The organism is Rhodopila sp., assembly GCF_035548095.1.
Classification (GTDB): Bacteria; Pseudomonadota; Alphaproteobacteria; order Acetobacterales; family Acetobacteraceae; genus Rhodopila.
In genome coordinates, this window is record NZ_DASZUV010000015.1 from 198536 (window position 1) to 223027 (window position 24492).

The 24492-nt window shown below is 67.9% G+C and carries 24 protein-coding genes and 1 tRNA gene; 18 read left to right on the forward strand and 7 right to left on the reverse strand.

The window, feature by feature from the left end:
* Positions 1-7: 7 nt before the first annotated feature.
* Positions 8-1351, reverse strand: coding sequence for a phosphopyruvate hydratase (gene eno / locus VHC04_RS12695; RefSeq protein ID WP_325681696.1), 1344 nt, complete (start codon positions 1349-1351; stop codon positions 8-10).
* On the reverse strand, positions 1348-2352 hold the full coding sequence (locus tag VHC04_RS12700; RefSeq protein ID WP_325681698.1) for a phosphotransferase family protein: 1005 nt from the start codon (positions 2350-2352) through the stop codon (positions 1348-1350). Before VHC04_RS12700 ends, eno begins: the two co-directional genes overlap by 4 nt.
* A 360-nt stretch (positions 2353-2712) precedes the next feature.
* Between VHC04_RS12700 and VHC04_RS12705 the strand changes: the two genes are divergently transcribed.
* From VHC04_RS12705 to VHC04_RS12715, 3 genes are all read left to right on the forward strand, one after another.
* Positions 2713-3486, forward strand: coding sequence for an energy transducer TonB (locus tag VHC04_RS12705; RefSeq protein ID WP_325681700.1), 774 nt, complete (start codon positions 2713-2715; stop codon positions 3484-3486).
* 4 nt (positions 3487-3490) lie between these two features.
* Positions 3491-4042, forward strand: a complete 552-nt coding sequence (locus tag VHC04_RS12710) for a cob(I)yrinic acid a,c-diamide adenosyltransferase (RefSeq protein WP_325681703.1) — start codon at positions 3491-3493, stop codon at positions 4040-4042.
* Between the two features lie 254 nt (positions 4043-4296).
* On the forward strand, positions 4297-4701 hold the full coding sequence (locus VHC04_RS12715) for a response regulator (protein WP_325681705.1): 405 nt from the start codon (positions 4297-4299) through the stop codon (positions 4699-4701).
* A gap of 17 nt (positions 4702-4718) precedes the next feature.
* Here the strand turns inward: VHC04_RS12715 and VHC04_RS12720 are convergent, their stop codons facing one another.
* Positions 4719-5573 carry an NAD(P)-dependent oxidoreductase gene (locus tag VHC04_RS12720; protein ID WP_325681707.1) on the reverse strand — a complete coding sequence of 285 codons (855 nt, stop codon included), beginning with the start codon at positions 5571-5573 and terminating at the stop codon, positions 4719-4721.
* Between the two features lie 131 nt (positions 5574-5704).
* Here VHC04_RS12720 and VHC04_RS12725 point away from each other — a divergent pair, with 131 nt between their 5' ends.
* A complete protein-coding gene (locus VHC04_RS12725; RefSeq protein WP_325681709.1) occupies positions 5705-7084 on the forward strand; it encodes a cytochrome ubiquinol oxidase subunit I in 1380 nt (459 codons plus the stop codon).
* A 5-nt stretch (positions 7085-7089) separates the two neighbouring features.
* Positions 7090-8094, forward strand: coding sequence for a cytochrome d ubiquinol oxidase subunit II (gene cydB / locus VHC04_RS12730; RefSeq protein WP_325681710.1), 1005 nt, complete (start codon positions 7090-7092; stop codon positions 8092-8094).
* 65 nt (positions 8095-8159) lie between these two features.
* Here cydB and hemW read toward each other — a convergent pair whose 3' ends face one another.
* Both hemW and VHC04_RS12740 read right to left on the reverse strand, forming a co-directional pair.
* Positions 8160-9362, reverse strand: coding sequence for a radical SAM family heme chaperone HemW (gene hemW / locus VHC04_RS12735; RefSeq protein ID WP_325681712.1), 1203 nt, complete (start codon positions 9360-9362; stop codon positions 8160-8162).
* 57 nt (positions 9363-9419) lie between these two features.
* Positions 9420-9950, reverse strand: a complete 531-nt coding sequence (locus VHC04_RS12740) for a GNAT family N-acetyltransferase (RefSeq protein WP_325681714.1) — start codon at positions 9948-9950, stop codon at positions 9420-9422.
* A gap of 300 nt (positions 9951-10250) precedes the next feature.
* Between VHC04_RS12740 and VHC04_RS12745 the strand changes: the two genes are divergently transcribed.
* Both VHC04_RS12745 and VHC04_RS12750 read left to right on the forward strand, forming a co-directional pair.
* Positions 10251-11414: an efflux RND transporter periplasmic adaptor subunit gene (locus tag VHC04_RS12745; RefSeq protein ID WP_325681716.1), complete on the forward strand. Its 1164-nt coding sequence runs from the start codon at positions 10251-10253 to the stop codon at positions 11412-11414.
* A gap of 15 nt (positions 11415-11429) precedes the next feature.
* The gene (locus VHC04_RS12750; RefSeq protein WP_325681718.1) at positions 11430-14552 is read left to right on the forward strand and encodes a multidrug efflux RND transporter permease subunit; all 3123 of its coding nucleotides are present in this window, start codon (positions 11430-11432) and stop codon (positions 14550-14552) included.
* Positions 14553-14913: 361 nt separating this feature from the next.
* On the opposite strand, the gene VHC04_RS12755 is transcribed toward VHC04_RS12750, so the two are convergent.
* Positions 14914-14988, reverse strand: a tRNA-Val gene (locus VHC04_RS12755).
* A 71-nt stretch (positions 14989-15059) separates the two neighbouring features.
* Between VHC04_RS12755 and VHC04_RS12760 the strand changes: the two genes are divergently transcribed.
* Entirely contained in the window at positions 15060-15521 is a 462-nt protein-coding gene (locus VHC04_RS12760; protein ID WP_325681720.1) for a 23S rRNA (pseudouridine(1915)-N(3))-methyltransferase RlmH, read from the forward strand.
* A 48-nt stretch (positions 15522-15569) separates the two neighbouring features.
* Here the strand turns inward: VHC04_RS12760 and VHC04_RS12765 are convergent, their stop codons facing one another.
* Complete coding sequence (locus tag VHC04_RS12765) at positions 15570-16403, reverse strand: hypothetical protein (protein WP_325681722.1); 834 nt, start codon at positions 16401-16403, stop codon at positions 15570-15572.
* A 328-nt stretch (positions 16404-16731) separates the two neighbouring features.
* On the opposite strand from VHC04_RS12765, the gene VHC04_RS12770 reads away from it, so the two are divergent.
* From VHC04_RS12770 to VHC04_RS12815, 10 genes are all read left to right on the forward strand, one after another.
* Entirely contained in the window at positions 16732-16980 is a 249-nt protein-coding gene (locus VHC04_RS12770) for a twin-arginine translocase TatA/TatE family subunit (protein WP_325681724.1), read from the forward strand.
* 172 nt (positions 16981-17152) lie between these two features.
* A complete protein-coding gene (locus tag VHC04_RS12775) occupies positions 17153-17833 on the forward strand; it encodes a class I SAM-dependent methyltransferase (protein ID WP_325681726.1) in 681 nt (226 codons plus the stop codon).
* A 327-nt stretch (positions 17834-18160) separates the two neighbouring features.
* The gene (gene coxB / locus VHC04_RS12780; protein WP_325681728.1) at positions 18161-19009 is read left to right on the forward strand and encodes a cytochrome c oxidase subunit II; all 849 of its coding nucleotides are present in this window, start codon (positions 18161-18163) and stop codon (positions 19007-19009) included.
* A 77-nt stretch (positions 19010-19086) separates the two neighbouring features.
* A complete protein-coding gene (locus VHC04_RS12785; protein ID WP_325681768.1) occupies positions 19087-19995 on the forward strand; it encodes a heme o synthase in 909 nt (302 codons plus the stop codon).
* Positions 19992-20210 (forward strand): hypothetical protein, encoded by a 219-nt coding sequence (locus VHC04_RS12790; protein WP_325681730.1) that lies wholly within the window; start codon positions 19992-19994, stop codon positions 20208-20210. The genes VHC04_RS12785 and VHC04_RS12790 overlap by 4 nt, the downstream gene beginning before the upstream one ends.
* On the forward strand, positions 20210-20851 hold the full coding sequence (locus VHC04_RS12795) for a cytochrome c oxidase assembly protein (RefSeq protein WP_325681732.1): 642 nt from the start codon (positions 20210-20212) through the stop codon (positions 20849-20851). The genes VHC04_RS12790 and VHC04_RS12795 overlap by 1 nt, the downstream gene beginning before the upstream one ends.
* 95 nt (positions 20852-20946) lie before the next feature.
* Positions 20947-21795 carry a cytochrome c oxidase subunit 3 gene (locus VHC04_RS12800; RefSeq protein ID WP_325681734.1) on the forward strand — a complete coding sequence of 283 codons (849 nt, stop codon included), beginning with the start codon at positions 20947-20949 and terminating at the stop codon, positions 21793-21795.
* A 96-nt stretch (positions 21796-21891) separates the two neighbouring features.
* Positions 21892-22179, forward strand: coding sequence for a DUF983 domain-containing protein (locus VHC04_RS12805; RefSeq protein WP_325681736.1), 288 nt, complete (start codon positions 21892-21894; stop codon positions 22177-22179).
* Positions 22180-22311: 132 nt separating this feature from the next.
* Positions 22312-22968 (forward strand): SURF1 family protein, encoded by a 657-nt coding sequence (locus VHC04_RS12810; protein WP_325681738.1) that lies wholly within the window; start codon positions 22312-22314, stop codon positions 22966-22968.
* The gene (locus VHC04_RS12815; protein WP_325681740.1) at positions 22965-24470 is read left to right on the forward strand and encodes a carboxypeptidase M32; all 1506 of its coding nucleotides are present in this window, start codon (positions 22965-22967) and stop codon (positions 24468-24470) included. The genes VHC04_RS12810 and VHC04_RS12815 overlap by 4 nt, the downstream gene beginning before the upstream one ends.
* Positions 24471-24492 lie beyond the last annotated feature (22 nt).

Here is a 24492-nt window from a genome sequence, read left to right on the forward strand (position 1 = left end):
ATCCCCCTCAGGGATGCTCCGCCTGGGCGCGATCCCCTTGGGAACGATCCCCTTGGGAACGCGCCGTCGGGGATCGGCCCAGCACGGCGCCGCCGGCAAAGCGGGCCTTGCGGCCGAGCGCTTCCTCGATCCGCAGCATCTCGTTCCATTTCGCCATGCGCTCGCCGCGGCTGAAGCTGCCCACCTTGAACTGTCCGGCGCTCCAGCCCACCGCCAGGTGGGCGATGGTGATGTCCTCGGTCTCCCCGGACCGGGCGGAGATGATGCGGGCGTAGCCGCTCGCCACGGCGGCGCGGCTGGCATCCAGTGTCTCGGTCAGGGTGCCCCGCTGGTTCGGCTTCAGCAGCACGCAGTTGCCGCCGCCTTTCACGGCCGCGTCCTGCAGCCGGTCGGCGTCGGTCACGAACAGGTCGTCGCCGACGATCTGCACGCGGTCGCCCACGGCCCGCGAGAACGCCACCAGCCCGTCCAGATCGTCCTCGGCGACGGGATCCTCGACCGACAGGATCGGATAGCGGCCGATCCAGCCGGTCAGCAGGCCGATCATCTCATCCGTCGACAGCCTGGCGCCGTCCAGCGCCAGCGTATAGACGCCGTCGCGGCCGAATTCGGACGCCGCGATGTCCAGCGCGATCCCGACCTGTTCGCCGGGCAGGAACCCCGCCTTCTCGATCGCCCGCACCAGCGTGTCCAGCGCCTGCTCATTGGTCGCGAAGGCCGGCCACCAGCCGCCCTCATCCGCGACGCCGGCCAGCTGCCCGGCCTCCGCCATCAGCGTGCCGGCGGCGCGATAGACCTCGGCGGTCCAGTCCAGCGCCTGCGCGAAGCTGGCTGCGGCGGGGCACATGATCATGAAGTCCTGGATGTCCACGCGCCGGCCGGCATGGGCGCCGCCGCCGAAAATCTGGATCTGCGGCAGGGGGATCAGCGTGGCGTCGGCGCCGCCCAGATAGGCGTAGAGCGGCTGTCCCGCCGCCGCCGCCGCGGCGTGCGCCGCCGCCATCGACACCGCCAGCAGCGCGTTCGCGCCCAGCCGGGACTTGTTGCGGGTGCCGTCCAGCTCGATCAGCCGCTCGTCCAGCGCCTCCTGGTCGGCGGCGTCCATGCCCCGCACGGCGCGGGCGATCACGTCGTTGACATGGCCGACCGCCTTGCTGACGTCATAGCCGCCGAACGCGGCCCCGCCATCGCGCAGGTCCACCGCCTCGTGCGAGCCGGTCGAGGCGCCGGCCGGGGCGGTCGCGCGTCCAACGGCGCCGCTTTCCAGCAGCACGTCGGCCTCGACGGTGGGACGGCCGCGGCTGTCCCAGACGCGGCGGGCATGAACGAAGGCGATGCGTGTGTCCGTCATGATCCAGTCTCTCGTTCCCAGGCCCGTGCCACCGCCTCCAACCGATCCGGCGGGTCCAGCAGCAGGCGGCGCGCAACCCGGCGCACCGTATCCCGCGGGGCGTCGGAGGTGATGTACTCGACCGGCGACTTGCCGTCGACGCGGGCCAGCAGCAGGGCCGGCAGCAGGTGCGCCGCGCGGGCCTCCAGCGTCGCCGCCGGCTCCCACGACACCAGCGGCAGATAGGCGCCGGCCAGCGATCGGAAACAGCGCATGAAGTCCGGCGCGTGCCGCGGCACCCACAGGCATTTCAGCAGCAGGTGGTTCAGGCAGAAGGCCAGATCGAAGGCGGGATCGCCCCACCAGGCGCATTCCGCGTCCAGGATGACCGGCCCGTCCGGCCCGGCCAGGATGTTCTTCGGGCTGACATCGCCGTGCACCAGCGCGAGATGCGTGCCGGCGGTCCGCGCCACCAGCACCGCCAGGCGACCGGCGAGGTCCGGGTGCGCGCGGCCGGTGGCCACCAGGTATGGCTCCAGCCGGATGTCATGGAAGATCGCATCGGTCGGGAACGCCGAGGCCACCGACGGGTCGGCGGCGGTCGCGGCATGGATGCGGCCAATGGTTTCGGCAACGCGCGCGGCGAAGGCCGCGTCGGCGAGGCCGTCGCGCAACAGGGTTTTCCAGACCGGGTAGCGTTCGGCGGGCAGATAGCGCATCGCCAGCAGACCGGCCGCCGCGTCCTGGCCCAGCAACGCCGGTACCGCGCCCGGGACCGCCTGCCCCGCGATGCGCATCCAGGCGGCTTCGTAGACGTTCCGCTCCACCGGGGCGCGCCAGTCCGCCGCGACCTTCAGCTTCGCCAGCGCCCGTTTGACGCAGATCGGGCCGGTCGGCAGGTCGATCCGCCAGATATCGGACGACACCCCACCCGTCAGGCGCTCACCGGTGGCCGAGCCGCCGTCCAGCAACTGCAGGCGGCGCAAGGCCAGCAGGATCTCCGCCGGCACGGCTGCTTCCACGTCTCCCTCCGTGACTCTGTCGGCGGCTCCATCGGCGGCTCCATCGGCGACTCTGGCGGCGCTCCCGGACCAGCCGCGCCCACGCGGCACCGATCGCGGCACTGATACAGTAGCGTCCGAGCGGCGGGATGGGAAAGCGGGGAGGCGGCCGGAGGTGGCATGGGCGTTTGCGCCGGCCGGGTCCCTGCCCGGGTGCGGAGCCTCGCGGCAGGCCTGCCCCATGCAAGATTGCCGATGGGGTCCGGGCGGCGTCGGTATATACGGCATCTGTCAATGGACCAGACCGTTCCGCCCCGTCCCCCTGTCATCGTGCTCCGCCCGGATGGACGGCCGCGGCGGCGGGCGACGACGCGTTCCGCCATGCCCTGGGTCGTCGTCGTGGCGGTGTCGGTCGTGCTGCACCTGCTGCTGGGCGGCGCGACGCTGATCGGGTTGCACCTGCGCCGCCCGGTACCGCCGCCACCGGCGGAGGGCACGGTCGAGCTGCTGATGGTGGAGCGCAAGGGCGATGCCGCAACGGCCCCGGCCTCGCCGGCGGATGCGCGGCCACCGCCCGCGCCGGCCGAATCCCCGCCGACGCCACGGGTCGCCAAGCCGGATGCCGCGCCATCCGGGCGCCCGGCGGAGCCCACCACGCCATCGGCCGAACCGGTGCCGCCGCCCGCGCCGGCTCCCGCGCCGCAGGCCCCGGGCCACGTCGCGGAGCATGCGCCGGACAAGCCCGACCCGGACCGCCAGGCGGAGGCGCCGCGCCCCCCGGCACCGGACCAGCCGTCCGGCAAGCCGCGGGAGGCGTTGACCTTCGACCTGAACGGAACCGACAGCCTGAGCAATGCCGAGGCGTCGGGGGATCACATCATCCCGGCGTCGCCCGATGACCGGTTTCGCAACCGTCCCCCCGTCTACCCGCGGGAGGCGGCGATGCGCGGCGATGCCGGCGCCGTCGTGCTGATGATCCATGTGGCCGCGGATGGCCGGCCATCGGGGATCGACGTCGTCCGTGGTTCCGGACATGCGACGCTGGACCAGGCGGCGATCGAGGCGGTACGCAAATGGCGGTTCCGGCCAGCGCTGCAGGATGGCCGGGTGGTGCCGTTCGACATGCCGATGCGGTTCATTTTCGAGGTAGAGTAGCATCATGGTGCGGATCGATCGCGTGACGACGCGTGGCGGCGATGGCGGCGAGACATCGCTGGGGGACGGCACCCGCATCGCGAAGACCGACCCGCGCATCGCCGCCCTTGGCGCGGTCGATGAGGTCAATGCCGTAATCGGCGTGCTGCGTACGCATACCCGCCACGATGCGGACGCCGATGCCATGCTGGCACGTATCCAAAACGATCTGTTCGATCTGGGCGCCGATCTCTGTGTCCCTGGCCAGAACGGCGACAGGTTGCGCATGACGGAGGGTCCGATCCTGCGGCTGGAAGCCGAGATCGAGGCGATGCGGGCTCTGGTGCCGCCGCTGCGCAGCTTCGTGCTGCCCGGCGGCACCGATGCCGCCGCGCATGCGCATCTGGCCCGCGTCGTTGCACGGCGCGCGGAACGCGATACGCTGGCGGTCGAGGCGGTCAATCCTGCAGCCGCCATCTATCTGAATCGCCTGTCGGACCACTTGTTTCTGCTTGCTCGGCTGATGAACGATTGCGGTGCGGCCGACATCGTGTGGATACCCGGTGCCAACCGGTGACTGCATGGCTGGCGGCATAATTTGTCATGCGATAAATTACAGTCCGCGATAAAAGTCACAAACAGAAGTCATTGGAAACGTTTGACGTGTTTCTGTTAACAAACTAACATTCCGCAAATGTTGCTTTGGCCAGCATCTCATTTTTGCTCGGATACGGATTCTGCATGATGGGGAGAGAGACAATTCAACACGCAAACCGAGGATCGGGCGCCGGAGGCGTTGCTTTCGCGATTCCGGGCCCTGAGGACGAGCCGATGAATCGCGGTCTGGAAAAGAAACGACTTCTCGTGGTGGACGACCAGGTCAGCCTGACGAAGATCGTGAGTACTATTGCGACAGAAGTGGGGCTTGACGTCAAAAGTGTGAACGATCCAAATCGGGCCTTGGACGAATTTTTAGATTTCAGGCCTGATATTCTTATTCTCGATATGGTCATGCCGGAAAAGGACGGTATCGACGTCTTGAACGAATTGATGCTGACAGGCATCGATACCAATGTGATCCTGACATCGGGATTCACTGAATCGTATACAAGGCTGGCCGCGAGCGTGGCGGACTTCCACAACAAGGGCCCGGTCCGCGTCCTGCGGAAGCCGTTCCGCCGCGATCAGCTGATGCACCTGCTGCGGGAAGTCATGACCGAAACGACTTCAGCCTGATGCCTGCCGCCGGTCCCTCAGCCTGATTGTTCCGCGCGCCGACAGAACGCGTCCAGGGCCGCGACCTCCTGCCGGCCATCCGCCAGATCGGCCGCGATCCGTTCGTACAGGCGGGCCGCCGCCTGGTAGAACGCGGCGCCCGCAGGGTCGTCGCCGACGAAGGCCGCGATCTCCTCCATCTCCGCCACCCAGCGATAGGCTTTCGCCGGCATCTTCGGCATCTGCGATGTCAGCCAGCGCAGCAGGGCCTGCTGGCTGACCTGCATCTCCGCCACCAGCGCATCCGCCGTCCCCGCCCGGCTGGCCGCCAGCATCATCGCCGCGCCCAGCGCGGTGAACCCCTTGGTGATCCCGGCATAGGACATTTTCATCGCCGAAGCCGCGCCGATCGGTCCCGCCTGCACCGGCGTCGACAGGCCATGCTGCTCGAGCACGGTCACCGCCTGGGCGTCCGGCCCGGACAGATACAGCCGGGTCTTGCTGGAATCCGGCTCCGGCGGCGGGCCAATGATGCCGCCGTCGACGAAGCGTGCCCCGGTTTCCTGCACCACCGAGGCGATCCGGCGCACCGTGGCCGGGCTGACGGCGTTGCAATCGACATAGACCGGCTTGCTGGCAGATCGCCGCAACGCCGGTGCCAGCCGCTCCGCCAGACCCATCGCCTGCCCGGGGGGCACGATCGACAGGATGAAATCCGATGCCGCGATACGCGGATCGGGCGCATCCGCCATGCCGCAGGCGGCTGCCCGGGCACGGGTGGCCGCTGAGCGATTGGCCAGCGATGTCAGCACCGTTACGCCGTGTTCGGACAGGCGTTTGCCGACGGCGCTGCCCATCATGCCGGGCGCGATCACGGTCACTGTTAACGGCATGTCATTCTCCCATTCGCTGATTGTGTGTATCGTCGTCTCGCCTGGCGTCCGGTGCAACGTACCGGCCATGCCTCGCGCATCGTCCGTCGCCTGCCCGCTGCATCGCTCGGGCGCAACAGCAGAGATCGCGCATGAGCCTCGATCCCCTGATTCTGTCCCGGATACAGTTCGTCTGGGTCGTTTCGTGGCATATCCTGCTACCCGCGGTGACCGTCGGACTGGCCTCCTTCATCATGGTGATGGAGGCGATGCACTTCTTCACAAGGCGCGACGTCTATCTGCGGATCTCGATGTTCTGGATCCGCGTCTTCTCGGTGACCTTCGGCATGGGCGTGGTATCCGGCATCGTCATGCCCTTCCAGTTCGGCACCAACTGGAGCCGGTTTTCGGATGTCGCCGGCGACATCATCTCCCCGCTGCTGGCGTATGAGGGCCTGACGGCGTTCTTCCTGGAAGCCGGCTTCCTGGGGGTGCTGCTGTTCGGCCGCACGCTGGTGCCGGCCTGGGCGCACATGGTGGCCGCGCTGATGGTGGCGCTGGGCACGCTGCTCTCGACCTTCTGGATTCTGGCGGTGAACAGCTGGATGCAGACCCCGGCCGGGGCGCGGCTGGTCGATGGGCGGTTTGAGCCGGTGAGCTGGCTGGACATCATCTTCAACCCATCCTTTCCGACGCGGCTGACCCATACCGTCACCGGCTTCTATATCACGACCGGCTTCGTGGTGCTGAGCGTGGCCGCGTTCTATCTGCGGCATAACCGTTTCGCCCAGGAATCGCGGCTGATGCTGTCGGTCACGCTGTGGCTGCTGCTGGTGCTGGTGCCGCTGCAGATCTTCCTGGGCGACGCGTCCGGCCTGGTGACGCTGGAGCATCAGCCGGCGAAGCTGGCCGCGATCGAGGCACGGTGGGACACCGAATCCCGCTTCCCGCTGACGCTGTTCGCGATACCGGACGAAGCCGCCGCAACCAATCATTACGCCATCGATGTGCCGCTGCTGGGCAGCCTGATCCTGACCCACAGCGTCGATGGCAGCGTGAAGGGGCTGAAGGATTTCCCACGTGACCAGTGGCCGCCGGTGGCGCCGCCCTTCTTTGCCTTCCGGATCATGGTGGGCGTCGGCTTCCTGATGCTGGCGATCGTGCTGGCGGGCAACCTGCTGCGCCGCGGCGAGCGCGTGTTCCAGGCGGAGTGGTTCCTGCGCGTCTGCCAGTACGGCGCCCCGCTGGGCTTCATCGCGATCCTGTCGGGCTGGGTCGTCACCGAGGTGGGACGCCAGCCCTGGACCGTGTACGGCCTGCTGCGCACCGCCGATTCCGTATCGCCATCGCTGACCGGATGGAACGTCGCGCTGTCGCTCCTCGGCTATATCGTGACATACGCGATCATCTTCGGCGGCGGCTATGTGGTGCTGGCGCGGATCATCCACAGCGGTCCGGCGGCGGAAGAGGCGCACGAGGAGGTGGAGAGCGGCCGGCCCGCCGCTCCGGTTCGGCCCATTCCGGAGGCATGACGGCGATGTTCGACCTGGTTCCGATCTGGACGGTGATCCTGGGCGTCGGGGTGTTCCTTTACGTCCTGCTGGACGGGTTCGACCTTGGCGTCGGCATCCTGTACCGGTTCGCCGACGATACGACGCAGCGCAACCTGATGATGAACTCCATCGCGCCGGTCTGGGACGGCAACGAAACCTGGCTGATCCTGGGAATCGTCGGCCTGCTCGCGGCATTCCCGCTGGCCTTCGCGATCCTGATGCCGGCGCTGTATTTCCCGTTCCTGATCATGCTGCTGTCGCTGATCTTCCGTGGCGTCGCGTTCGAGTTCCGCTTCCGCGACAGTCCGAACCGCACCTTCTGGGACCATGGCTTCGCCAACGGTTCGCTGCTGGCCGCGCTGGCGCAGGGCATCGCGCTGGGCGCCTTCATCCAGGGCTTCCAGGTAGACGGCCGCGTCTTCAGCGGCAGCAGCCTGGACTGCTTCACGCCGTTCTCCATCCTGATCGGCATCTGCCTGGTGTTCGGCTACGCGCTGCTGGGCGCCGGCTGGCTGATCCTGAAGACCGAGGGCCTGCTGCAGCAGCGCGCCCGCACCTGGGCGCTGACCGCGCTGGTGGGCGTTGGCCTGGCGGTGGTGCTGGTCAGCGTCTGGACGCCGGTCATGAGCGAGCAGATCCGGCAGCGCTGGTTCTCCTGGCCCAACCTGCTGTTCCTGGCGCCCGTGCCGATCATCACCGTCGTGATCGGTGGATGGACATGGCGGTCGATCCGTGACCAGGCGTCCCATGCCGGGCCCTTTGCCGGATCGGTGCTGCTGTTCGTGATGTCCTATATCGGGATCGCGATCAGCCTGTTCCCGATGATCGTGCCGCATCAGTTCACCTTGTGGCAGGCGGCCTCATCGCCGTCGACCCAGGCCTTCCTGCTGGTCGGTACGCTGGTCCTGCTGCCTATCATCCTGATGTATACGGCGTGGTCGTACTGGGTGTTCCGCGGCAAGGTGCGCGGCGATATCGGGTATCACTGACCGCGCGTGCCCGGCCGCGCCGCGTCGCCGGCCAAGGCCGGCGAGGCCTGCCGGCTGCGGAACGGCTACAGCACCAGCGCGCCCAGCAGCGCGTCCAGGCGCAGCCGGCCTTCCGGCAGGGCGATCAGGTGGGTGTCCGTAAGCCGGAGATAGCCTTCGGCGCGGGCGGTTTCCAGGATGCCGGCGTCCACGGCCTCATCCAGGCAGCACCCGGTGCGCGCCTGGAACCGTTCCAGGTCGATGCCCTCGGCCAGCCGCAGGCCCATCAGCAAGGCTTCGCGCGCGCGTTCCACGGCGGGCACCGCGGCGTCGTCGGTCATCGCGTGGCCGTCGCGTTCCACCCGCTCCAGCCAGATCTCGGGCGCGCGGTGGCGACGGGTTGCGCGCAGCACCCCCCCGACGCTGACGCGCCCATGTGCCCCGGCGCCGATGCCGGCATAGTCCTGGTAGCGCCAATAGGCCAGGTTGTGCCGGCTTTCGCCCCCCGGCACGGCGTAATTCGACACTTCGTACGCCAGCAGCCCGGCGCGGGCGCATTCTTCGCCGGTCGCTTCATACAGGGCCGCCGCGAGATCGGGCTCCGGCAACACCAGGCCGCCGGCGCGATGCCGGACCTCGAACTGCGTGCCGGGCTCGATGGTGAGCTGATACAGCGACAGGTGATCGGCGGCGATCGCCAGCGCCGCCCGCAGCTCCGCCCGCCACGCGGCCAGGGTCTGGTGCGGCCGAGCGTAGATGAGGTCGAAGGAGAGACGGGGGAAGAGGCGGCGGGCGAGGTCGAGGGCGGCGACCGCCTCGGCCGCTGAATGCCGCCGGCCCAGCATCCGCAGCGCCGGCTCCTCCAGGCTTTGGATGCCGATCGAGACCCGGTTCACGCCCGCCGCGCGGAAGTCCCGCAGCCGCCCGGCCTCGATGCTGGTCGGGTTGGCCTCCAGCGTGATCTCGATGCCGGGGTCGAGGTCGAAGCAGCCGGCGGCTTCGTCCAGCAACCCGGCGACCGTCCCGGGTTCCATCAGGCTGGGGGTGCCGCCGCCGAAGAACACCGACAGCAGGCGGCGGCGGCCCAGCCGGGCGCTCTCGAAGGCCAGCTCGCGGCGCAGGGCGGCGGCGAAGCGCGGCTGGTCGATACGGTCCCGTACATGGGAGTTGAAGTCGCAATACGGACATTTCGCCAGGCAGAACGGCCAATGCACGTACAGCGCGAGCGGCTCGCCCGGCGCCGCCGCCACGTCCGCGTCCCGGTCAGGCCACAGCCCGGTCAAGGCCATAGCCCGGTCAAGGCCATAGTCCGGTCACAGCCGTATCCCGGTCGGGCCATAGCCTGGTCACAGCCGCAGCTCGGGCGGGATGGCGAGGCCCAGATGGTTGGGCACCGCCCAGACCTCCCGCACCCGCCGGGTGATCTGGAAGCCGACGCGCAGATAGGTCGGCAGTGCCCTGGGGTGGTCGGCATTGCAGGTGTTCACGGTCATGCCGCCGGCGCCGCTGTCCCACACCTGGTCGACGGCCTGGCGCAGGAAGGCCAGGCCGACATGGTGGCCGACCATGTGCGGCATCAGGCCGAAATAGCTCAGGTTGACGTCCGGCCAGTTGCGAGCATCCAGCTCGAAGAAGCCGCCCGGCTCGCCGCCGCTATACAGGGTATGGATGCTGATGGCGGGATCGGCCAGCAGGTCCGCGAGTTCCCGGTCCGGCAGGGTCCGGCGCAGCCACCAGACATACTCGGCGCCGACGGTATTATAGAGATAGCGATAGAATCCGACGGTCGGGGCTTCGGCCCGCACCACGCGCATGCCGGATGGCAGGGGCGGCGCCGGGTGCCGAGGCGCCTGCTCCATGCGAAGAAATGTAACCATGACCCCGACCCGTGTTACGGGACTCATTCTGTGCCCTTTGCCTGGACCCGGCCAGGGTCCTGTTGGATCATCCGATCAAATTGCCATAGGCGATCGATCGGAGACAGGCCAGAGCCCGCATGGTGCCGCGGCGCCGGAATTTTGCCCTGGCGCAAGGCGGGGAATTCCCCGATAGTTCATATTTATAGACTTGTCTGATGAGTTGCGTCTGATCGGTGCCGGCTCGGTTGTGGTCCCTGCCGGTACCATGGGCAGGCGCGGCCCGTTCGGTGTGCCGGCATTCTACGGAGTGAAATCGTCATGAGAGTCATTGGCCTGGACAGGTCGATGCGTCTTGCAGCGCTGTGCGCTGGCCTGGTGCTGGCATGTCCGGCCGTCCTGGCGCCGGCCCTGGCACCGGCCCTGGCGGCCGATGCGCCGGCCTCCTCCGGCATACCGGTCACGGTGGCGAAGACGCAGCGGCAGGACGTGCCGGTCTGGCTGCACGGCCTGGGTACGGTGCAGGCGAACTACGTGGTGGCGATCCGCCCGCGGGTCGACGGCACCCTGACCGACGTCCCGGTCAAGGAAGGGCAGGATGTCACCAAGGGCCAGTTGCTGGCGATCATCGATCCGCGGCCCTATCAGGCGATCCTGGACGCGGCGATCGCGAAGAAGCAGCAGGATGAGGCGCAGCTTGCCAACGCCAAGGCCGACCTGGACCGGTATGCGTCGCTGGCCCGCAATGATTTCGCGTCCCGTCAGCAGCTCGACACCCAGAAGTCCTCGGTGAAGCAGCTGACCGCCGCCATGGCGGCCGATCAGGCGCAGATCGAGGCGGCCCAGCTCAATCTGAGCTTCGCATACATCACCGCCCCGTTCGACGGCCGGGTCGGGCTCCGCTCGGTCGATCCCGGCAATGTCGTCCACGCCAGTGAGCAGACACAGATCATGTCGGTCGCCCAGGTGCAGCCGATCTCGGTCACCTTCACCCTGCCGCAGGATGTGCTGCCGCGCGTCACCGCGGCGATGGCGGAGGGGACGCTGCCGGTGGTCGCCTTCGCCTCGGACGACAAGACGGAGCTGGATCGCGGCACCCTGCTGACGGTCGACAACGCGATCGACACGTCGACCGGCACGATCAAGCTGAAAGCCACGTTCCCCAATGCCCACCGGACGCTGTGGCCGGGCCAGTTCGTGCGGGTCAGGCTGCTGCTGGGAACCGACCGCGACGTGGTGACGGCGCCGACGATCGCGGTGCAACGCGGGCCGAGCGGGCTGTATGTCTACCAGGTCAAGCCGGATGACACGGTGGCGGTGCAGCCGGTGACGGTGGCGCGCGAGGAGGGCGGGCTGTCGGTGATCGCCCAGGGGCTGGCGCCGGGCGTGCCGGTGGTGACGGGCGGGCAGTCGCGGTTGCAGGTCGGGACCCGCGTCGCGGTGCGGGACGCGGCGCAACCGGCCGCGGCGAAAGCGGGAAGCTGAGGGCAGAACCGCGCGATGAGCATCTCCACCCCGTTCATTCGTCGGCCGATCGCGACCTCGCTGCTGACCGCGGCGCTGGTCCTGGTGGGGCTGGCGGCCTATCCGTTCCTGCCGGTGGCACCCCTGCCGCGGGTGGATTTCCCGACCATCAACGTGATCGGCAAATATCCCGGCGCGAGCCCGGAGACGATGGCATCCACGGTCGCGCAGCCGCTGGAACGGCAGTTCGCGCAGATCCCCGGCGTCGCGCAGATGACGTCGATCAGCGTGCTGGGACAGACACAGATCACCCTGCAATTCGACCTGGACCGCAATATCGACGGCGCGGCCGGCGATGTGCAGGCGATGATCAACGCAGCCAGCGGCCAGTTGCCGAAGGACATGCCGTCTGCCCCATCCTACTATAAGGTCAACCCGGCCGACTCGCCGATCATGATCCTGGCGGTGCAGTCCGATGAGGTGCCGCTGATCAATGTCGACGACTACGCCGACGTCGTGCTGGCGCAGCAATTGTCGCAGCTTTCCGGCGTCTCTCAGGTGCTGATCGGCGGCGAGCAGAAGCGGGCGGTGCGGGTGCAGGTCGACCCGGCCAAGCTGGCCGCGATGAACATGACGCTGGAGGACGTCCGCGGCGCGCTGGTCAATGCCACGGTGAACTCCCCCAAAGGCACCATCGAGACCCCGGACCGCTCCTTCACCGTCTACAACAACGACCAGTTGACGAAGGCGGCGCAGTACAACGACACCATCCTGGCCTGGCGCAACGGCGCACCGATCCGCGTGCGGGATATCGGCAAGGCGATCGACGGGCCGGAAAACCAGTACCTGGCGAGCTGGCAGAACGGCAAGCGCGGCATCATCCTGATCGTGTTCAAGCAGCCCGGCGCCAACGTCATCGACACGGTGGAGCGTATCAAGGCGAAGCTGCCGCAGCTCGAGGCCTCGATCCCGCCCTCGATCAAGGTCTCGGTCATCATGGACCGGACGCAGACGATCCGGGCCTCGCTGGCGGATGTGCAGTTCACGCTGATGCTGTCGATCGGGCTGGTGGTGACGGTGATCTTCATCTTCCTGCGCAGCTTCTGGGCGACCGTCATTCCCTCCATCACCGTGCCGGTGGCGCTGATCTGTACCTTCGCGGTGATGTACCTGATGAACTACAGCCTCGATAACCTGTCGCTGATGGCGCTGACCATCGCGGTCGGGTTCGTCGTGGACGACGCCATCGTGATGCTGGAGAATATCTTCCGGCACATCGAGGAGGGGATGGGTCCGATGGAGGCGGCGCTGAAAGGCGCCGGAGAGATCGGCTTCACCATCGTGTCCATCAGCCTGTCGCTGATCGCGGTGTTCATCCCGCTGCTGCTGATGGGCGGCATCGTCGGGCGGCTGTTCCGCGAATTCGCCATGACGGTCAGCATCGCCGTGCTGGTCTCGGCCTTCGTGTCCCTGACCCTGACGCCGATGATGTGCTCGCGCTTCCTGCGGCACCACAGCGGCGGGCACAACCTGGGCTACCGGATCATCGAGGGGTTCTTCAACGGGCTGATCGGCTTCTACCGGCGCACGCTGGACGTGGTGTTGCGCCACCAGTTCATCACCCTGCTGGTGTTCTTCGGCACCCTGGCGCTGACAGGGTATCTATGGGTGATCATCCCGAAGGGCTTCTTCCCGCCGCAGGACACGGGCGTCGTTTTCGGCACCACCGAAGGCGCCCAGGACATCTCCTTCGCGCGCATGTACAAGCTGCAGGAGGAGCTGCAGAAGATCGTCGCCGACGATCCCGACACCCAGGCCTATGGCGCGACGATCGGCGCCGGCATCGGCGGGCAGACGGAGAACAACGGCCGCCTCTATATCGCGCTGAAGCCGTGGGATGAGCGGACCGGCGGGTCGGCGCAGGACTTCATCGCGCGCATGCGGCCGAAATTCGACAAGATCAGCGGCGGCGTGACGTTCCTGCAGACGGTGCCGGATGTCAGGGTCGGCGGACGCCTGGCGAAGACCGAATACCAGTATACGCTGCAGGACGCCGACCTGCGTGAACTGTTCGAGTGGGCGCCGAAGCTGGTGGACAAGTTCCGCACCCTGCCGATGCTGCGCGACGTTACCAGTGATCAGCAGGTGGGCGGCACGACGCTGACGATGGTCATCGACCGCGATAAGGCCGCCCAGTTGGGCGTGCCGGTGCAGGCGATCGACGACACGCTGTACGACGCGTTCGGCCAGCGGCAGATCACCCAGTACTTCACCCAGGTGAACACCTATCACCTGGTGCTGGAAGTGGATCCGGCGCTGTCGCAGAAGCTCGGCTCGCTGGACACGCTGTATGTCCGCTCCTCCAACGGCGCGGCCGTGCCCCTGTCGGCGGTGGCGCACTGGAGCTCCGTGCCGGTGCAGCCGCTGTCGATCAGCCATCAGAGCCAGTTCCCGGCCGTCACCATCTCCTTCAACCTGGCCAAGGGCGCGTCGCTGGGATCCGCCGTCGCGGCGATCGACGAGGCGGTGCGGGAGCTGGGGACCCCGGTGACCGTCCAAGGCTCATTCCAGGGGACCGCCCAGGCGTTCCAGGCATCGCTCAAGAGCACGCCCTATCTGGTGGCGGCGGCGATCATCACCGTCTACATCATCCTGGGCATCCTGTACGAAAGCTACATCCTGCCGCTGACCATCCTGTCGACGCTGCCATCGGCGGGAATCGGCGCGATGCTGATGCTGATGCTGTTCGGCTTCGACCTGTCGATGATCGCGCTGATCGGCATCATCCTGCTGATCGGCATCGTGAAGAAGAACGGCATCATGATGGTGGACTTCGCCATCAGCGCGGAGCGGCGGGAGGGGCTGGCACCGTTCGAGGCGATCCGCCAGGCCTGCCTGCTGCGGTTCCGGCCGATCCTGATGACGACGATGGCCGCGCTGCTGACCGGCCTGCCGCTGATGCTGGGCAACGGGGCCGGGTCGGAATTCCGCCGCCCGCTGGGCTTCGCCATGGTCGGCGGCCTGGCGGTGAGCCAGATCCTCACATTATACACCACGCCGGTGGTCTATCTGTACCTCAACCGGCTGCAGCGTTTCCTGGCGCCGCGGAGACGGCGGCTGCCGACGCTGGTGGAGAAGATGGGCGCCGAGGCGGATTGAAGGCGGAAGCAGGCTACAGGCTACGGGTCACCGCGACGCTGCCCTTCATGGTCTCTCCCGCCGCCGGCCAATTCAAGGCCGCCGGCTGCGCCGGCCCGCTGCGCGGCAAGGGCCTTGAGTTGGCCGGCGGCGGGAGATTCCTGCTCGGCATGCGTTTGACGGCGGCGTGTGCGCGCGGTCCGTGAGACGTCGAGGATCGTGGCGACGAGGGTCGTGGCGGCAGGGCCGGTGACCGGCGGCTGGGACTGAGACGGGGCCCGGGCCTGGGCGCTGCAATGTCGACCGGATTGGCCGACCGGATCGGATTGACAGTCCGGGAAATCGATCGCTTGAGTGGGAGGCGCTTGAGCCGGTGGCCGGGTGGTGGGCGCGACAGGGATTGAACCTGTGACCCCTACCGTGTCAAGGTAGTGCTCTCCCGCTGAGCTACGCGCCCCGCCGAACCGGGAGCAGGTGTTTAGCCCGCTCCGCCGATCTTCCGCAAGGGTGCAGGATGAAATCTCTGCCGTGCATCTGATTGCCATCGGCCGCCTGCGCGACGGGCCCGAGGCGGCGCTGTTCAGCCGCTACACGGAGCGCCTGCGTCCGCGCCTGATCCTGACGGAGCTGCCCGAGGCGCGCGGTGCTCCGGCCGAGGTGAAGCGGCGCGAGGGAGAGGCGCTGCTGGACGCCTTGCCGCGCGGCGCCTTCGTCATCGCGCTGGACCTGGACGGCAAGGCGCTGGACAGCGAGGCCCTGGCGGCGCGGCTGGAGCAATGGCTGGCCAGCGGACAGACGCCGTGCTTCCTGATCGGCGGCGCCGAGGGACTGGATGCCGCCGTCCTCCGCCGCGCCGATTTCACCCTCTCCCTTGGCCCGATGACCTGGCCGCATTTCCTGGTGCGCGGCATGCTGGCGGAGCAACTCTATCGCGCGCGGTCCATCGCCGCCGGACATCCGTATCATCGAGCCGGCAGGCCGTGGAGCTGATCGAGCCGGCAGGCCGTGGAGCTGATCGAGCCGGCAGGCCCTGGCCGCTCAGGACCGTGTCAACGCGGCCGCCGCCGTATGGCGTTGGCGGACCTGTTCGGCCCTCAGCCGTGCCGCGTTCACGACACGCAGCTGTGCCTGGATCTGCTGGGCCGCCTGCGAATGCGGCGGTGGCGCGCCCTTGTAGCGCGATTGCATGACGGCCAGCCGAGCGGCGGCGTCGGCATAGGTTGCTCTGGCTTCGTCCAGCTCCGTGGCGCTGGCGGCCACCGGGCCGGCGGGGCGGTCGGCTTCCGTCTCAGGTCCCGGCTTCGCCGCCATGCAAGGCGGCGTGCCTGATCCCGATTCACCCACGGATGGCCCGTCCGAAGACGGCGTGTCCGAGGGGCCCGGGTTCGAATGGGGTGTGTCAGAAGGGGGCGTGGCCGAAAAGGACGCCTCTGAAGGCGCCGTCTCCGCGGCCGGTGAGGACCGCCTCGTCGCGTCCGCGTCCGGCGCCGTCCGGGGCGCGTCGGCCAAGCCGGTGGTGTCCTGCTCTGTGGCCCGCTGGCGTTGCAGATCCCCATAATAGCGCTGCGCCTGAATCTCCGCCCGGATCAGCCCACAGGTCTGGCGATGGCCGCCGGTGCGCCGCGCCTCTGCGGGGGTGCTGCCGCCGATGTCGGCCAGCACGCCCAGATTGCTGAGCTGGAGGCCGATGATCTCGCCGGCGAGGCCGAGCTCCCGCAGGGTCTGTGGGCGGTATTCCTCGAGCATCCGGGTGATGAGGGACCAGGCAGAGGCGGTATTGGTGTCCAGCGGCGGGCGCATCAGCGGCATCAGTGTGCCGATGACCATGTTCACGGCGCCCTCGGGAAGATGCGGCGTCAGGGAAAAGGACATCGGGACCCCTTGTTGCTGATATGTTCGTGCTCTCTATAGCCACATAGTCCTATGTAATCAAGCTAATTTTCTTATCCGTGCGGCGCGCCCGGACTGCCGGTCCGCGCCGGCGGGTCTCTCCCGCGCCATTTCACGCGCCGCCGCCTGCCGGCTGGCAGGTGGAGTGGCGCGCCGCCAGATTGCCAGATCGTCAGTAAACTCCGCTTGCATCGCTCTGCGTCTCGGGCCATGTGCATAGCCCGGAGCAGGCCGGCCGCCGCATGGGGTGCCGGCGTCAAGTCGCGACAACCGAAGCGAAGACACGTCGCCAGAGGGTGGTGGAGGATCAATGGGTAGTTTCAGCATTTGGCACTGGCTGGTCGTGTTGGCCGTCATCCTGGTGCTTTTCGGCGGCGGCAACAAAATCAGCGGTCTGATGGGCGACTTCGCCAAGGGCATCAAGTCGTTCAAGAAGAACATGGCGGAAGAGGACGACGCCTCGATGGAGGAGGCGGGCAAGCCGCAAAGCACGATCAAGGGGCCGGAGAACCGTGCCGCCTCGACCACATCCACGCGGGAACCGACGACGACGTCCTGAATTCCGCGTTAGCGTGGGTTGCGGAACGATTGGAAGCCGCTACCGTGAGACAAGACCGGATAACGGCGAATCACCCGAAATGCCTTTCCCCAAGCCGTAAGGATGTGACGGCCCGCTCGGCCGGCAGAGCCACGACTGGGGGATGCGGCGTCGAAGTGGCGGCAGGAATTCGATGGACAGAACAATCGCGAAACAGGATGCGGCAGCCGGTTCCGCGCAATTCGGCAGCGCCTCGGCCCTGGATACGGCGTCGATCCTGGACGCGTACCGCCGGTGGGCGGGTGTGTACGACACCGTGTTCGGCGGGGTGTCCTCACGCGGGCGGCTGAAGGCGGTCGACCTCGTCAACCGGCTGCCCGGGCGCGACGTGTTGGAAGTCGGGGTCGGTACCGGCCTCGCTTTGCCGCATTACGCGCGCGACAAGCGCATCACCGGGATCGACCTGTCGGTGGAGATGCTGCGCAAGGCGCGCGAGCGGACGCGGCGGGAGCATCTGTCGCATGTCCAGGCGCTGCTGGAGATGGATGCCGAGGCAACCACCTTCGCCGATGCCTCCTTCGACATCGCGGTGGCAATGTTCGTTGCCTCGGTGGTGCCGAATCCGAAGGCATTGCTGCAGGAGATGCGGCGGCTGGTGCGGCCGGGCGGCGACATCCTGTTCATCAACCATTTCGCTGCCGACAAGGGTCCGCGCTGGTGGCTGGAGCGGACGATGGCCCCGGCGTCGCGGGCGCTGGGCTGGCACCCGGATTTCGCCATGAATGACATTTTCTCCGCCGAGGACTTGGCGCAGATCGAGGCCGAGGCGGTGCGGCCGCTGGGCCTGTTCACGCTGGTCCGCCTGCGGGCCTGAGCCGCAAGCCGCTTTTCCGCCGCCCAGGAGAAGATGCCCGGACGAGGTGATGCCTGGACGAGGTGATGCCTCGACCGGCGGCCGCCGCCATCCGGCGGGGGCGCGTGGCCGGGCGCGGCAAGATGGTCCGGCGGGGTCTCGGCCACGCGTCCGGCGCTGCGCCCGGCGCTGCGCGGGGACTGTGCCGCACCGGTTGCAATCGCTGGAAAATGCCGTGCGGGGACCTTGATCTTCCCCCTTGCCTCGGCTACGCGACGTGCTACCGGCGGGTTTGCAAAGTGACAGCCTCCTCCCCCGCCGCGGCTATCGAATTGGGGAAGTCGGCTTATGCGGATTTTGAAGCGCCTCGCGGCGCTGACGGCGGGGATCGCCGCAACGCTCCTGACAAGTCCTTACGCATTGGCCGACGGGGCGGCCAACGGGGCAGTCGGCGCGCCGCGCCCGTGGGAAATGGGCATGCAGGCCGCTTTCGGGCCGCTGAAGGACCGCATCCTGGAACTGCACCATCTGGTGCTGGTGATCATTACGCTGATCACACTGCTCGTCGCCTTCCTGCTGATATGGGTGATGCTGCGGTTCAACAGCCGCCGCAACCCGGTCGCCAGCATGAACAGCCACAACACGGTGCTGGAAATCGCCTGGACGGTGATCCCGGTGCTGATCCTGGTGATCATCGCCATCCCGTCCTTCCGCCTGATCTACTACCAGGATCGCACGCCGGATCCGGACATGACCGTGAAGGTGACCGGGCATCAGTGGTACTGGGAATATACCTATCCGGACCAGGGTGGCGTGGACATCAACAGCCACTATATCATGGACGAGGATCTGAAGCCCGGTCAGCTCCGCCTGCTGGACGTGGACGAACAGATGGTCATTCCGGTTGGTAAACGCATTCGCATCCTGACCAACAGCACCGACGTGATCCACAGCTTCTTCGTGCCTTCGCTCGGCGTGCAGCGCTACGCGATCCCCGGCCGCACGATCGAGACGTGGCTGGAAGCCTCGGTGCCCGGCGTGTTCTATGGCCAGTGCAACCAGATCTGCGGTGAGAATCACAGCCGCATGCCGATCGTGATCCGGGCCGTGCCGCAGGCCGAGTTCGACGCCTGGGTGCAGCAGCAGAAGAAGGCGGCCGAGGGTGTCGCCAAGCTGCCGAAGATCGCATTGCAGTAACCGCCAGGGCACATTGCATGAGCGGCATGACGACGACCCGGACTGGCCTGCAGGAAAGCGTGTTGCCCGCCGGCGACATGTTCGCCGGCGACATGGTCATCGAGGCCGATTACCGCGACTGGATCATGCTGCTGAAGCCGCGGGTGATGACGCTGGTGGTGTTCACCGGTGCCATCGGCCTGCTGGTGGCGCCGGGGCATCTGAACGTGGTGCTGGCATTGACCGCGGTGCTGTGCATCGCGGTGGGCGCCGGCGCCTGCGGCGCCATCAACATGTGGTATGATCGCGACATCGACGCGGTGATGCGGCGCACCTGCAAGCGGCCGATCCCGGCCGGCCGGATCGAACCCGGCGCCGCGCTGGGCTTCGGCATCGTGCTGGCGGCGGGGTCGGTCATCATGATGGGCCTGGCGCTGAACATCGCCGCGGCCTGCGCGCTGGCCCTGTCGATCGTCTTCTATGTCTTCGTCTATACGATCTGGCTGAAGCGGCGGACGCCGCAGAATATCGTCATCGGTGGCGCCGCCGGGGCGTTTCCCCCGGTCATCGGCTGGGCGGCCGTCACCGGCTCGATCGATACGGTGCCGCTGATCCTGTTCGCCATCATCTTCATCTGGACGCCGCCGCATTTCTGGTCGCTGGCGCTGTGGGCGAATGACGATTACCGCCGCGCCGGCGTGCCGATGCTGCCTGTCACCAATGGCGCGCGGGAGACGCGGCGGCAGATCTTCGCCTATACGCTGATCCTGGTGCCGCTGACGCTGGCGCCCTGGCTGGTCGGGTTCAGCGGAACGCCATACGCTGTCGCCGCCTTCCTGCTGGGGGCCGTGTTCATCCAGCGCATGTGGGCGGTGCTGCGGGACCGGCAGGACGCGGACGGCGTCAGCCAGACCGGGGACGCGCCGGCCAGGGCGGCGTTCAAATACTCGGTCTACTACCTGTTCGTGCTGTTCGCGGCGCTCGCCATCGATCGGCTGGCCGGATGATGCTGGTGGTCAACGAAGGCGCCGCTCGTGGCGGCCGAGCGCGGCGGTCGGGCTATGATGGCAATGTCGTGTCGGTGGAAGGCAGCCTGGATCGGGAGACGTCGGCGCGCGTGAACAAGCGGCGCCGGGCGCGCAGCCTGGCCATGCTGATCGTGCTGCTGGCGCTGGCCACCCTGTTCTTCGCGATCACCATCGTGAAGATGGGTCATCTGTGATGGGCGGGAACCGCCGCAACGCCATGCTGGCGGGCGTGACCGTCCTGGTCATGGTCGGCATGCTGGGCATGTCCTTCGCGGCGATCCCCCTCTACAAGCTGTTCTGCGCCGTCACCGGATTCGGCGGCACCCCGGCGATCGGACTGGCGCAGGCACCCGGCGCCGCCGGTGGAACGATCCGGATTCGCTTCAACGCCGATACCAACCCGAAACTGCCGTGGCGCTTCCTGCCCGACAGGAACGAGGTCACGGTCACGATCGGTGAGGAGCAGGTGGCGTTCTACCGGGCCACCAATCTGGCGCGGCAGCCGGAAACCGGCATGGCGCTGTACAACATCACGCCCGAGAAGGCGGCGAAGTATTTCCACAAGACGGCCTGCTTCTGCTTCAACAAGCAGACGCTGCAGGCTGGCCAGACCATGGAGTTCCCGGTCAGCTTCTGGGTGGACCCGGCGATCCGCGACGACCCCAGCGCCGCCGACATCAAGACGATCACGCTGTCGTACACGTTCTTCCGCTCGCTCGAGGATGCCGAGAAGACCGGTGCCCTGGCCAGGGCCGGGCCGCATGTCGGCCCGATGTCGGAGCAGGAGCGCGACCAGTTGCTGCATGAGCGGGACCGGTCGCCGAAGGTGAATTGAATGAGCGTCCCGATACTTGAAACGTCTCGGGAATGGGCGATGATGCGCCAGCCGTGTCCGGGCGGTTTCCCGGGCGTGTTGACGATGGATTTGGCATGAGCAGCGACGCGCACGGCGCACAGGCGGTGGTCAGCTCCGGGCTGAAGGCACCCTACCATCTTCCGAATCCCAGCCCATGGCCACTGCTGGGATCGCTCGGCGGCTTCCTGACGGTCTTCGGGATCATCCTGGCGGCGCATTTCGCCAGCTATGCCGTCCTGGTGCTGGGCGTGCTGGTGGTGCTGACCACCATGTTCTTCTGGTGGCGCGACGTGATCCACGAAAGCGCCACGCCGGGCGCCCACAGCGCCATCGTGCGGCTGGGCATGCGTTACGGCATGATGCTGTTCATCGCCAGTGAGGTGATGTTCTTCGTCGGCTTCTTCTGGGCCTATTTCAACTTCCTGTTCTACCCGGCCAACCAGGGTGACGGCCAGACCGTGTGGCCGCCGTCGCACATCTACACCTTCGATCCGTTCCACCTGCCGTTCCTGAACACGATGATCCTGCTGCTGTCCGGCACGACCATCACCTGGGCGCATCACTGCCTTCTGGAAGGCGACCGCAAGGGCATGCTGACCGGCCTGGGCCTGACCATCCTGCTGGGCCTCAGCTTCACCAGCTTCCAGGCGCTGGAATACTCCAACGCGCCGTTCAAGTTCGTCGGCGGCGGTGTCTATCCGTCGGTGTTCTTCCTGGCCACCGGCTTCCACGGCTTCCACGTGATCGTCGGCACCTGCTTCCTGATCGTGTGCTGGTTCCGCGCGCGAAACGGGGCGTTCACGCCGAGGCAGCATTTCGGCTTCGAGGCAGCCGCCTGGTACTGGCACTTCGTCGACGTGGTGTGGCTGTTCCTGTTCATCTTCATCTACTGGTACGGCGCCGGCAATATCGCCGCCGAGTAGGGACCCGTGGTGGCCCTCCCGCACGCCCCCCTGCAGCAGGCGCCGTTCCTGCCGACGGCCCTGCGGTGCAGATGCCCCCGCTGCGGTGAGGGTGCCTTGTTCCAGAACCTGCTGGAGGTCCGGCCAGCCTGCACCCGGTGTGGGCTTGACCTCACCAGGGTGGACACCGGGGATGGCGCCGTCGTCCCCGTTCTGCTCGTTCTGGGGGCGCTGATCGTCGGGCTCGCCTTCTGGGTGGAATTCACCTTCAGCCCGCCTCTCTGGGTGCATGCGATCCTCTGGCTGGTGGTGGCCATACCCCTCGCCGTGGTGATGATCCGCTTCGCCAAGGCCGCGCTGATCATCCAGCAATACCGCCACCGTTCCTCCGAGATGGGATTGTGACCGGCGGGCCCGGATCGGGCGTGACCCCGCCGCCTCGCCGCGTCAACCGAGGACGCGCAGCCCGGCCCCGGCTGCCGCGCGTCGGCGATGCCTGACGGCAGGCGGCTCAGCAGACGGCTTCTGGGACCCGCCGTGACCACCGCCGTCATGGTGCTGGTCCTGCTGGGACTGGGCACGTGGCAGGTCTATCGGCTGCAATGGAAGCTGGGGTTGCTGGCACAGATCGCCGCCGGGGAGCAGGCGCCTCCGGTCCCGCTGGGCGCCAACCCGCGCCCCTTCACCAAGGTGTCGGTCGTCGGGCGCTTCCGGTTCGAAAAGACCGCCGCCTATGGCGTCGAGGTCCGCGACACGCCCGCCGGTCCGCTGATGGGCGCGCAGCAGATCGTGCCGCTGGAACGCCAGGGCGCGCCGCCGATCCTGGTGGATCGCGGCTGGGTTCCGCAGCCAGCGCCTCCATCGGTCTCCGCGCCGCGGGGAGAGGTCACCGTCACCGGGTATATCCGCCCGTCGGAACCGGCGCATTGGTTCAGCCCGGCACCGGATCTGGAAGAGCCGCATTTCTATGCCCTGGATGCGGCGCCGATCGCCACCGCCCTGGGCCTGCCGGCGCCCGAACCCTATGTGCTGGTGGCCCTGGGCACGCCCGAACCGGACGTCTATCCCCAGCCGGCGCAGCATCTGCCGCGCCCGCCGAACAACCATCTGTCCTATGCCATCACCTGGTACGGCCTCGCGGTGGCGGGCATCGTCATCTTCATTGTATGGGCAAGGAAGCGGCCGGCCGCATGAATGAAGCCTATGCATGCCTGACGGAGCGGTTCCGCCGCATCGCCACCATCGGTGAATGTTCAGCCATGCTGGGCTGGGATTCCGCGGCGATGATGCCGCCCGGCGGGGCCGCCGCGCGCGCCGACCAGCTCGCGCTGCTGGCGGGCCTTGGCCACCAGGCGCTGACCGCGCCCGAGGTCGAGGCGGACCTGCATCAGGCGGTCGCATCGGACGCCGCGTCGGACCCCGCACTGGACGCTTGGGATGCCGCCAATCTGCGGCTGATGCGCCATGCCTGGCGCCGCGCCAATGCGGTTCCCGAGGAACTCGTGGTGGCGCTGGCAAAGGCCGGCTCGACCTGTGAGAAGGTGTGGCGGACGGCGCGGGAAACCGCGGACTTCGCCCTGGTGCGCGACCACCTGGCCGAGGTGGTGAGCCTGACGCGGCAGACCGCCGCCGCGCTGTCCTCGGCCCTGGGGCTCGCGCCGTATGACGCGCTGATGGACGGCTATCAGCCGGGAATCGGTGCCGACGACGTGGCCCCGGTCTTCGCCGCGTACGAGACCTTCCTGGCCGACGCGCTGCCGCGCGCGGAGGAACGGCAGGCCGCCGCGGCCCAGCCGGTGCGCCCGGCCGGCCCGTTCCCCGTCGCCGCGCAGGAGACCTTGTGCCGCGGCGTCGCGCTGCGCCTGGGCCTCGATTTCGCCCATGCGCGGCTCGACCAGTCGGCGCACCCGTTCTCGGGCGGGACGCCGACCGATGTGCGGATCACCACCCGCTATGACGAAACGGATTTCGCCAGCGCGCTGATGGCGGTGATTCACGAAACCGGCCATGCGCTCTACGAGCAGGGCCTGCCGTCCGCCCATGCGCGGCTGCCGGTGGGTGAAGCGGCCGGCATGGCCATGCACGAAAGCCAGTCCCTCATCCTCGAGATGCAGGCCGCTCGGTCCGACGCCTTCCTGGGCTGGCTGGGATCGGCCTGCCACACCGCCTTCGGCGGCGAGGCGGCGCCATGGCGCGCCGGCAACCTGGCGCGCCTGCTGCGCCGCGTGCAGCGCAGCTTCATCCGCGTCGAAGCCGATGAGATGACTTACCCGGCGCATGTCATCCTGCGCTTCCGGCTGGAGCGGGCGATGATCGACGGGTCCCTGCGCGTGGCGGACCTGCCCGGTGCCTGGAACGAGGGGATGCACGGCCTGCTGGGCATCATCCCGCCGGACGATGCGCGGGGATGCCTGCAGGACATTCACTGGTATGACGGCGCGTTCGGCTATTTCCCGAGCTACACGCTGGGCGCGATGGCGGCGGCGCAACTGATGGCGGCGGCGCGGGAGCAGGTCGCCGGCCTGGACGCCGCGCTGGGACAGGGCGATGTCGCGCCGCTGCTGGGCTGGCTGCGGCAGGCGGTGCATGGCGTGGGGAGCCGGCTGACCTTCAACGAAATCCTGCGCGAGGCCACCGGCCGCACCCTGGACCCGGCGGCATTCCAGGCGCATCTGCGGGCGCGGTATCTGGCGTAGCGCCCGCCGGCCGGTGTCATAC

Coding starts and splice junctions, on each gene's coding strand:
- hemW (WP_325681712.1), bottom strand. CDS start 9,362: ATGGCCTTGACCGGGCTGTGGCCTGACCGGGACGCGGACGTGGCGGCG.
- cydB (WP_325681710.1), top strand. CDS start 7,090: ATGTTCGACCTGGTTCCGATCTGGACGGTGATCCTGGGCGTCGGGGTG.
- coxB (WP_325681728.1), top strand. CDS start 18,161: ATGCGGATTTTGAAGCGCCTCGCGGCGCTGACGGCGGGGATCGCCGCA.
- VHC04_RS12775 (WP_325681726.1), top strand. CDS start 17,153: ATGGACAGAACAATCGCGAAACAGGATGCGGCAGCCGGTTCCGCGCAA.
- VHC04_RS12795 (WP_325681732.1), top strand. CDS start 20,210: ATGGGCGGGAACCGCCGCAACGCCATGCTGGCGGGCGTGACCGTCCTG.
- VHC04_RS12710 (WP_325681703.1), top strand. CDS start 3,491: ATGGTGCGGATCGATCGCGTGACGACGCGTGGCGGCGATGGCGGCGAG.
- VHC04_RS12725 (WP_325681709.1), top strand. CDS start 5,705: ATGAGCCTCGATCCCCTGATTCTGTCCCGGATACAGTTCGTCTGGGTC.
- VHC04_RS12740 (WP_325681714.1), bottom strand. CDS start 9,950: ATGGTTACATTTCTTCGCATGGAGCAGGCGCCTCGGCACCCGGCGCCG.
- VHC04_RS12785 (WP_325681768.1), top strand. CDS start 19,087: ATGTTCGCCGGCGACATGGTCATCGAGGCCGATTACCGCGACTGGATC.
- VHC04_RS12765 (WP_325681722.1), bottom strand. CDS start 16,403: ATGTCCTTTTCCCTGACGCCGCATCTTCCCGAGGGCGCCGTGAACATG.
- VHC04_RS12770 (WP_325681724.1), top strand. CDS start 16,732: ATGGGTAGTTTCAGCATTTGGCACTGGCTGGTCGTGTTGGCCGTCATC.
- VHC04_RS12705 (WP_325681700.1), top strand. CDS start 2,713: ATGCCCTGGGTCGTCGTCGTGGCGGTGTCGGTCGTGCTGCACCTGCTG.
- VHC04_RS12815 (WP_325681740.1), top strand. CDS start 22,965: ATGAATGAAGCCTATGCATGCCTGACGGAGCGGTTCCGCCGCATCGCC.
- VHC04_RS12790 (WP_325681730.1), top strand. CDS start 19,992: ATGATGCTGGTGGTCAACGAAGGCGCCGCTCGTGGCGGCCGAGCGCGG.
- eno (WP_325681696.1), bottom strand. CDS start 1,351: ATGACGGACACACGCATCGCCTTCGTTCATGCCCGCCGCGTCTGGGAC.
- VHC04_RS12800 (WP_325681734.1), top strand. CDS start 20,947: ATGAGCAGCGACGCGCACGGCGCACAGGCGGTGGTCAGCTCCGGGCTG.
- VHC04_RS12745 (WP_325681716.1), top strand. CDS start 10,251: ATGAGAGTCATTGGCCTGGACAGGTCGATGCGTCTTGCAGCGCTGTGC.
- VHC04_RS12715 (WP_325681705.1), top strand. CDS start 4,297: ATGAATCGCGGTCTGGAAAAGAAACGACTTCTCGTGGTGGACGACCAG.
- VHC04_RS12720 (WP_325681707.1), bottom strand. CDS start 5,573: ATGCCGTTAACAGTGACCGTGATCGCGCCCGGCATGATGGGCAGCGCC.
- VHC04_RS12750 (WP_325681718.1), top strand. CDS start 11,430: ATGAGCATCTCCACCCCGTTCATTCGTCGGCCGATCGCGACCTCGCTG.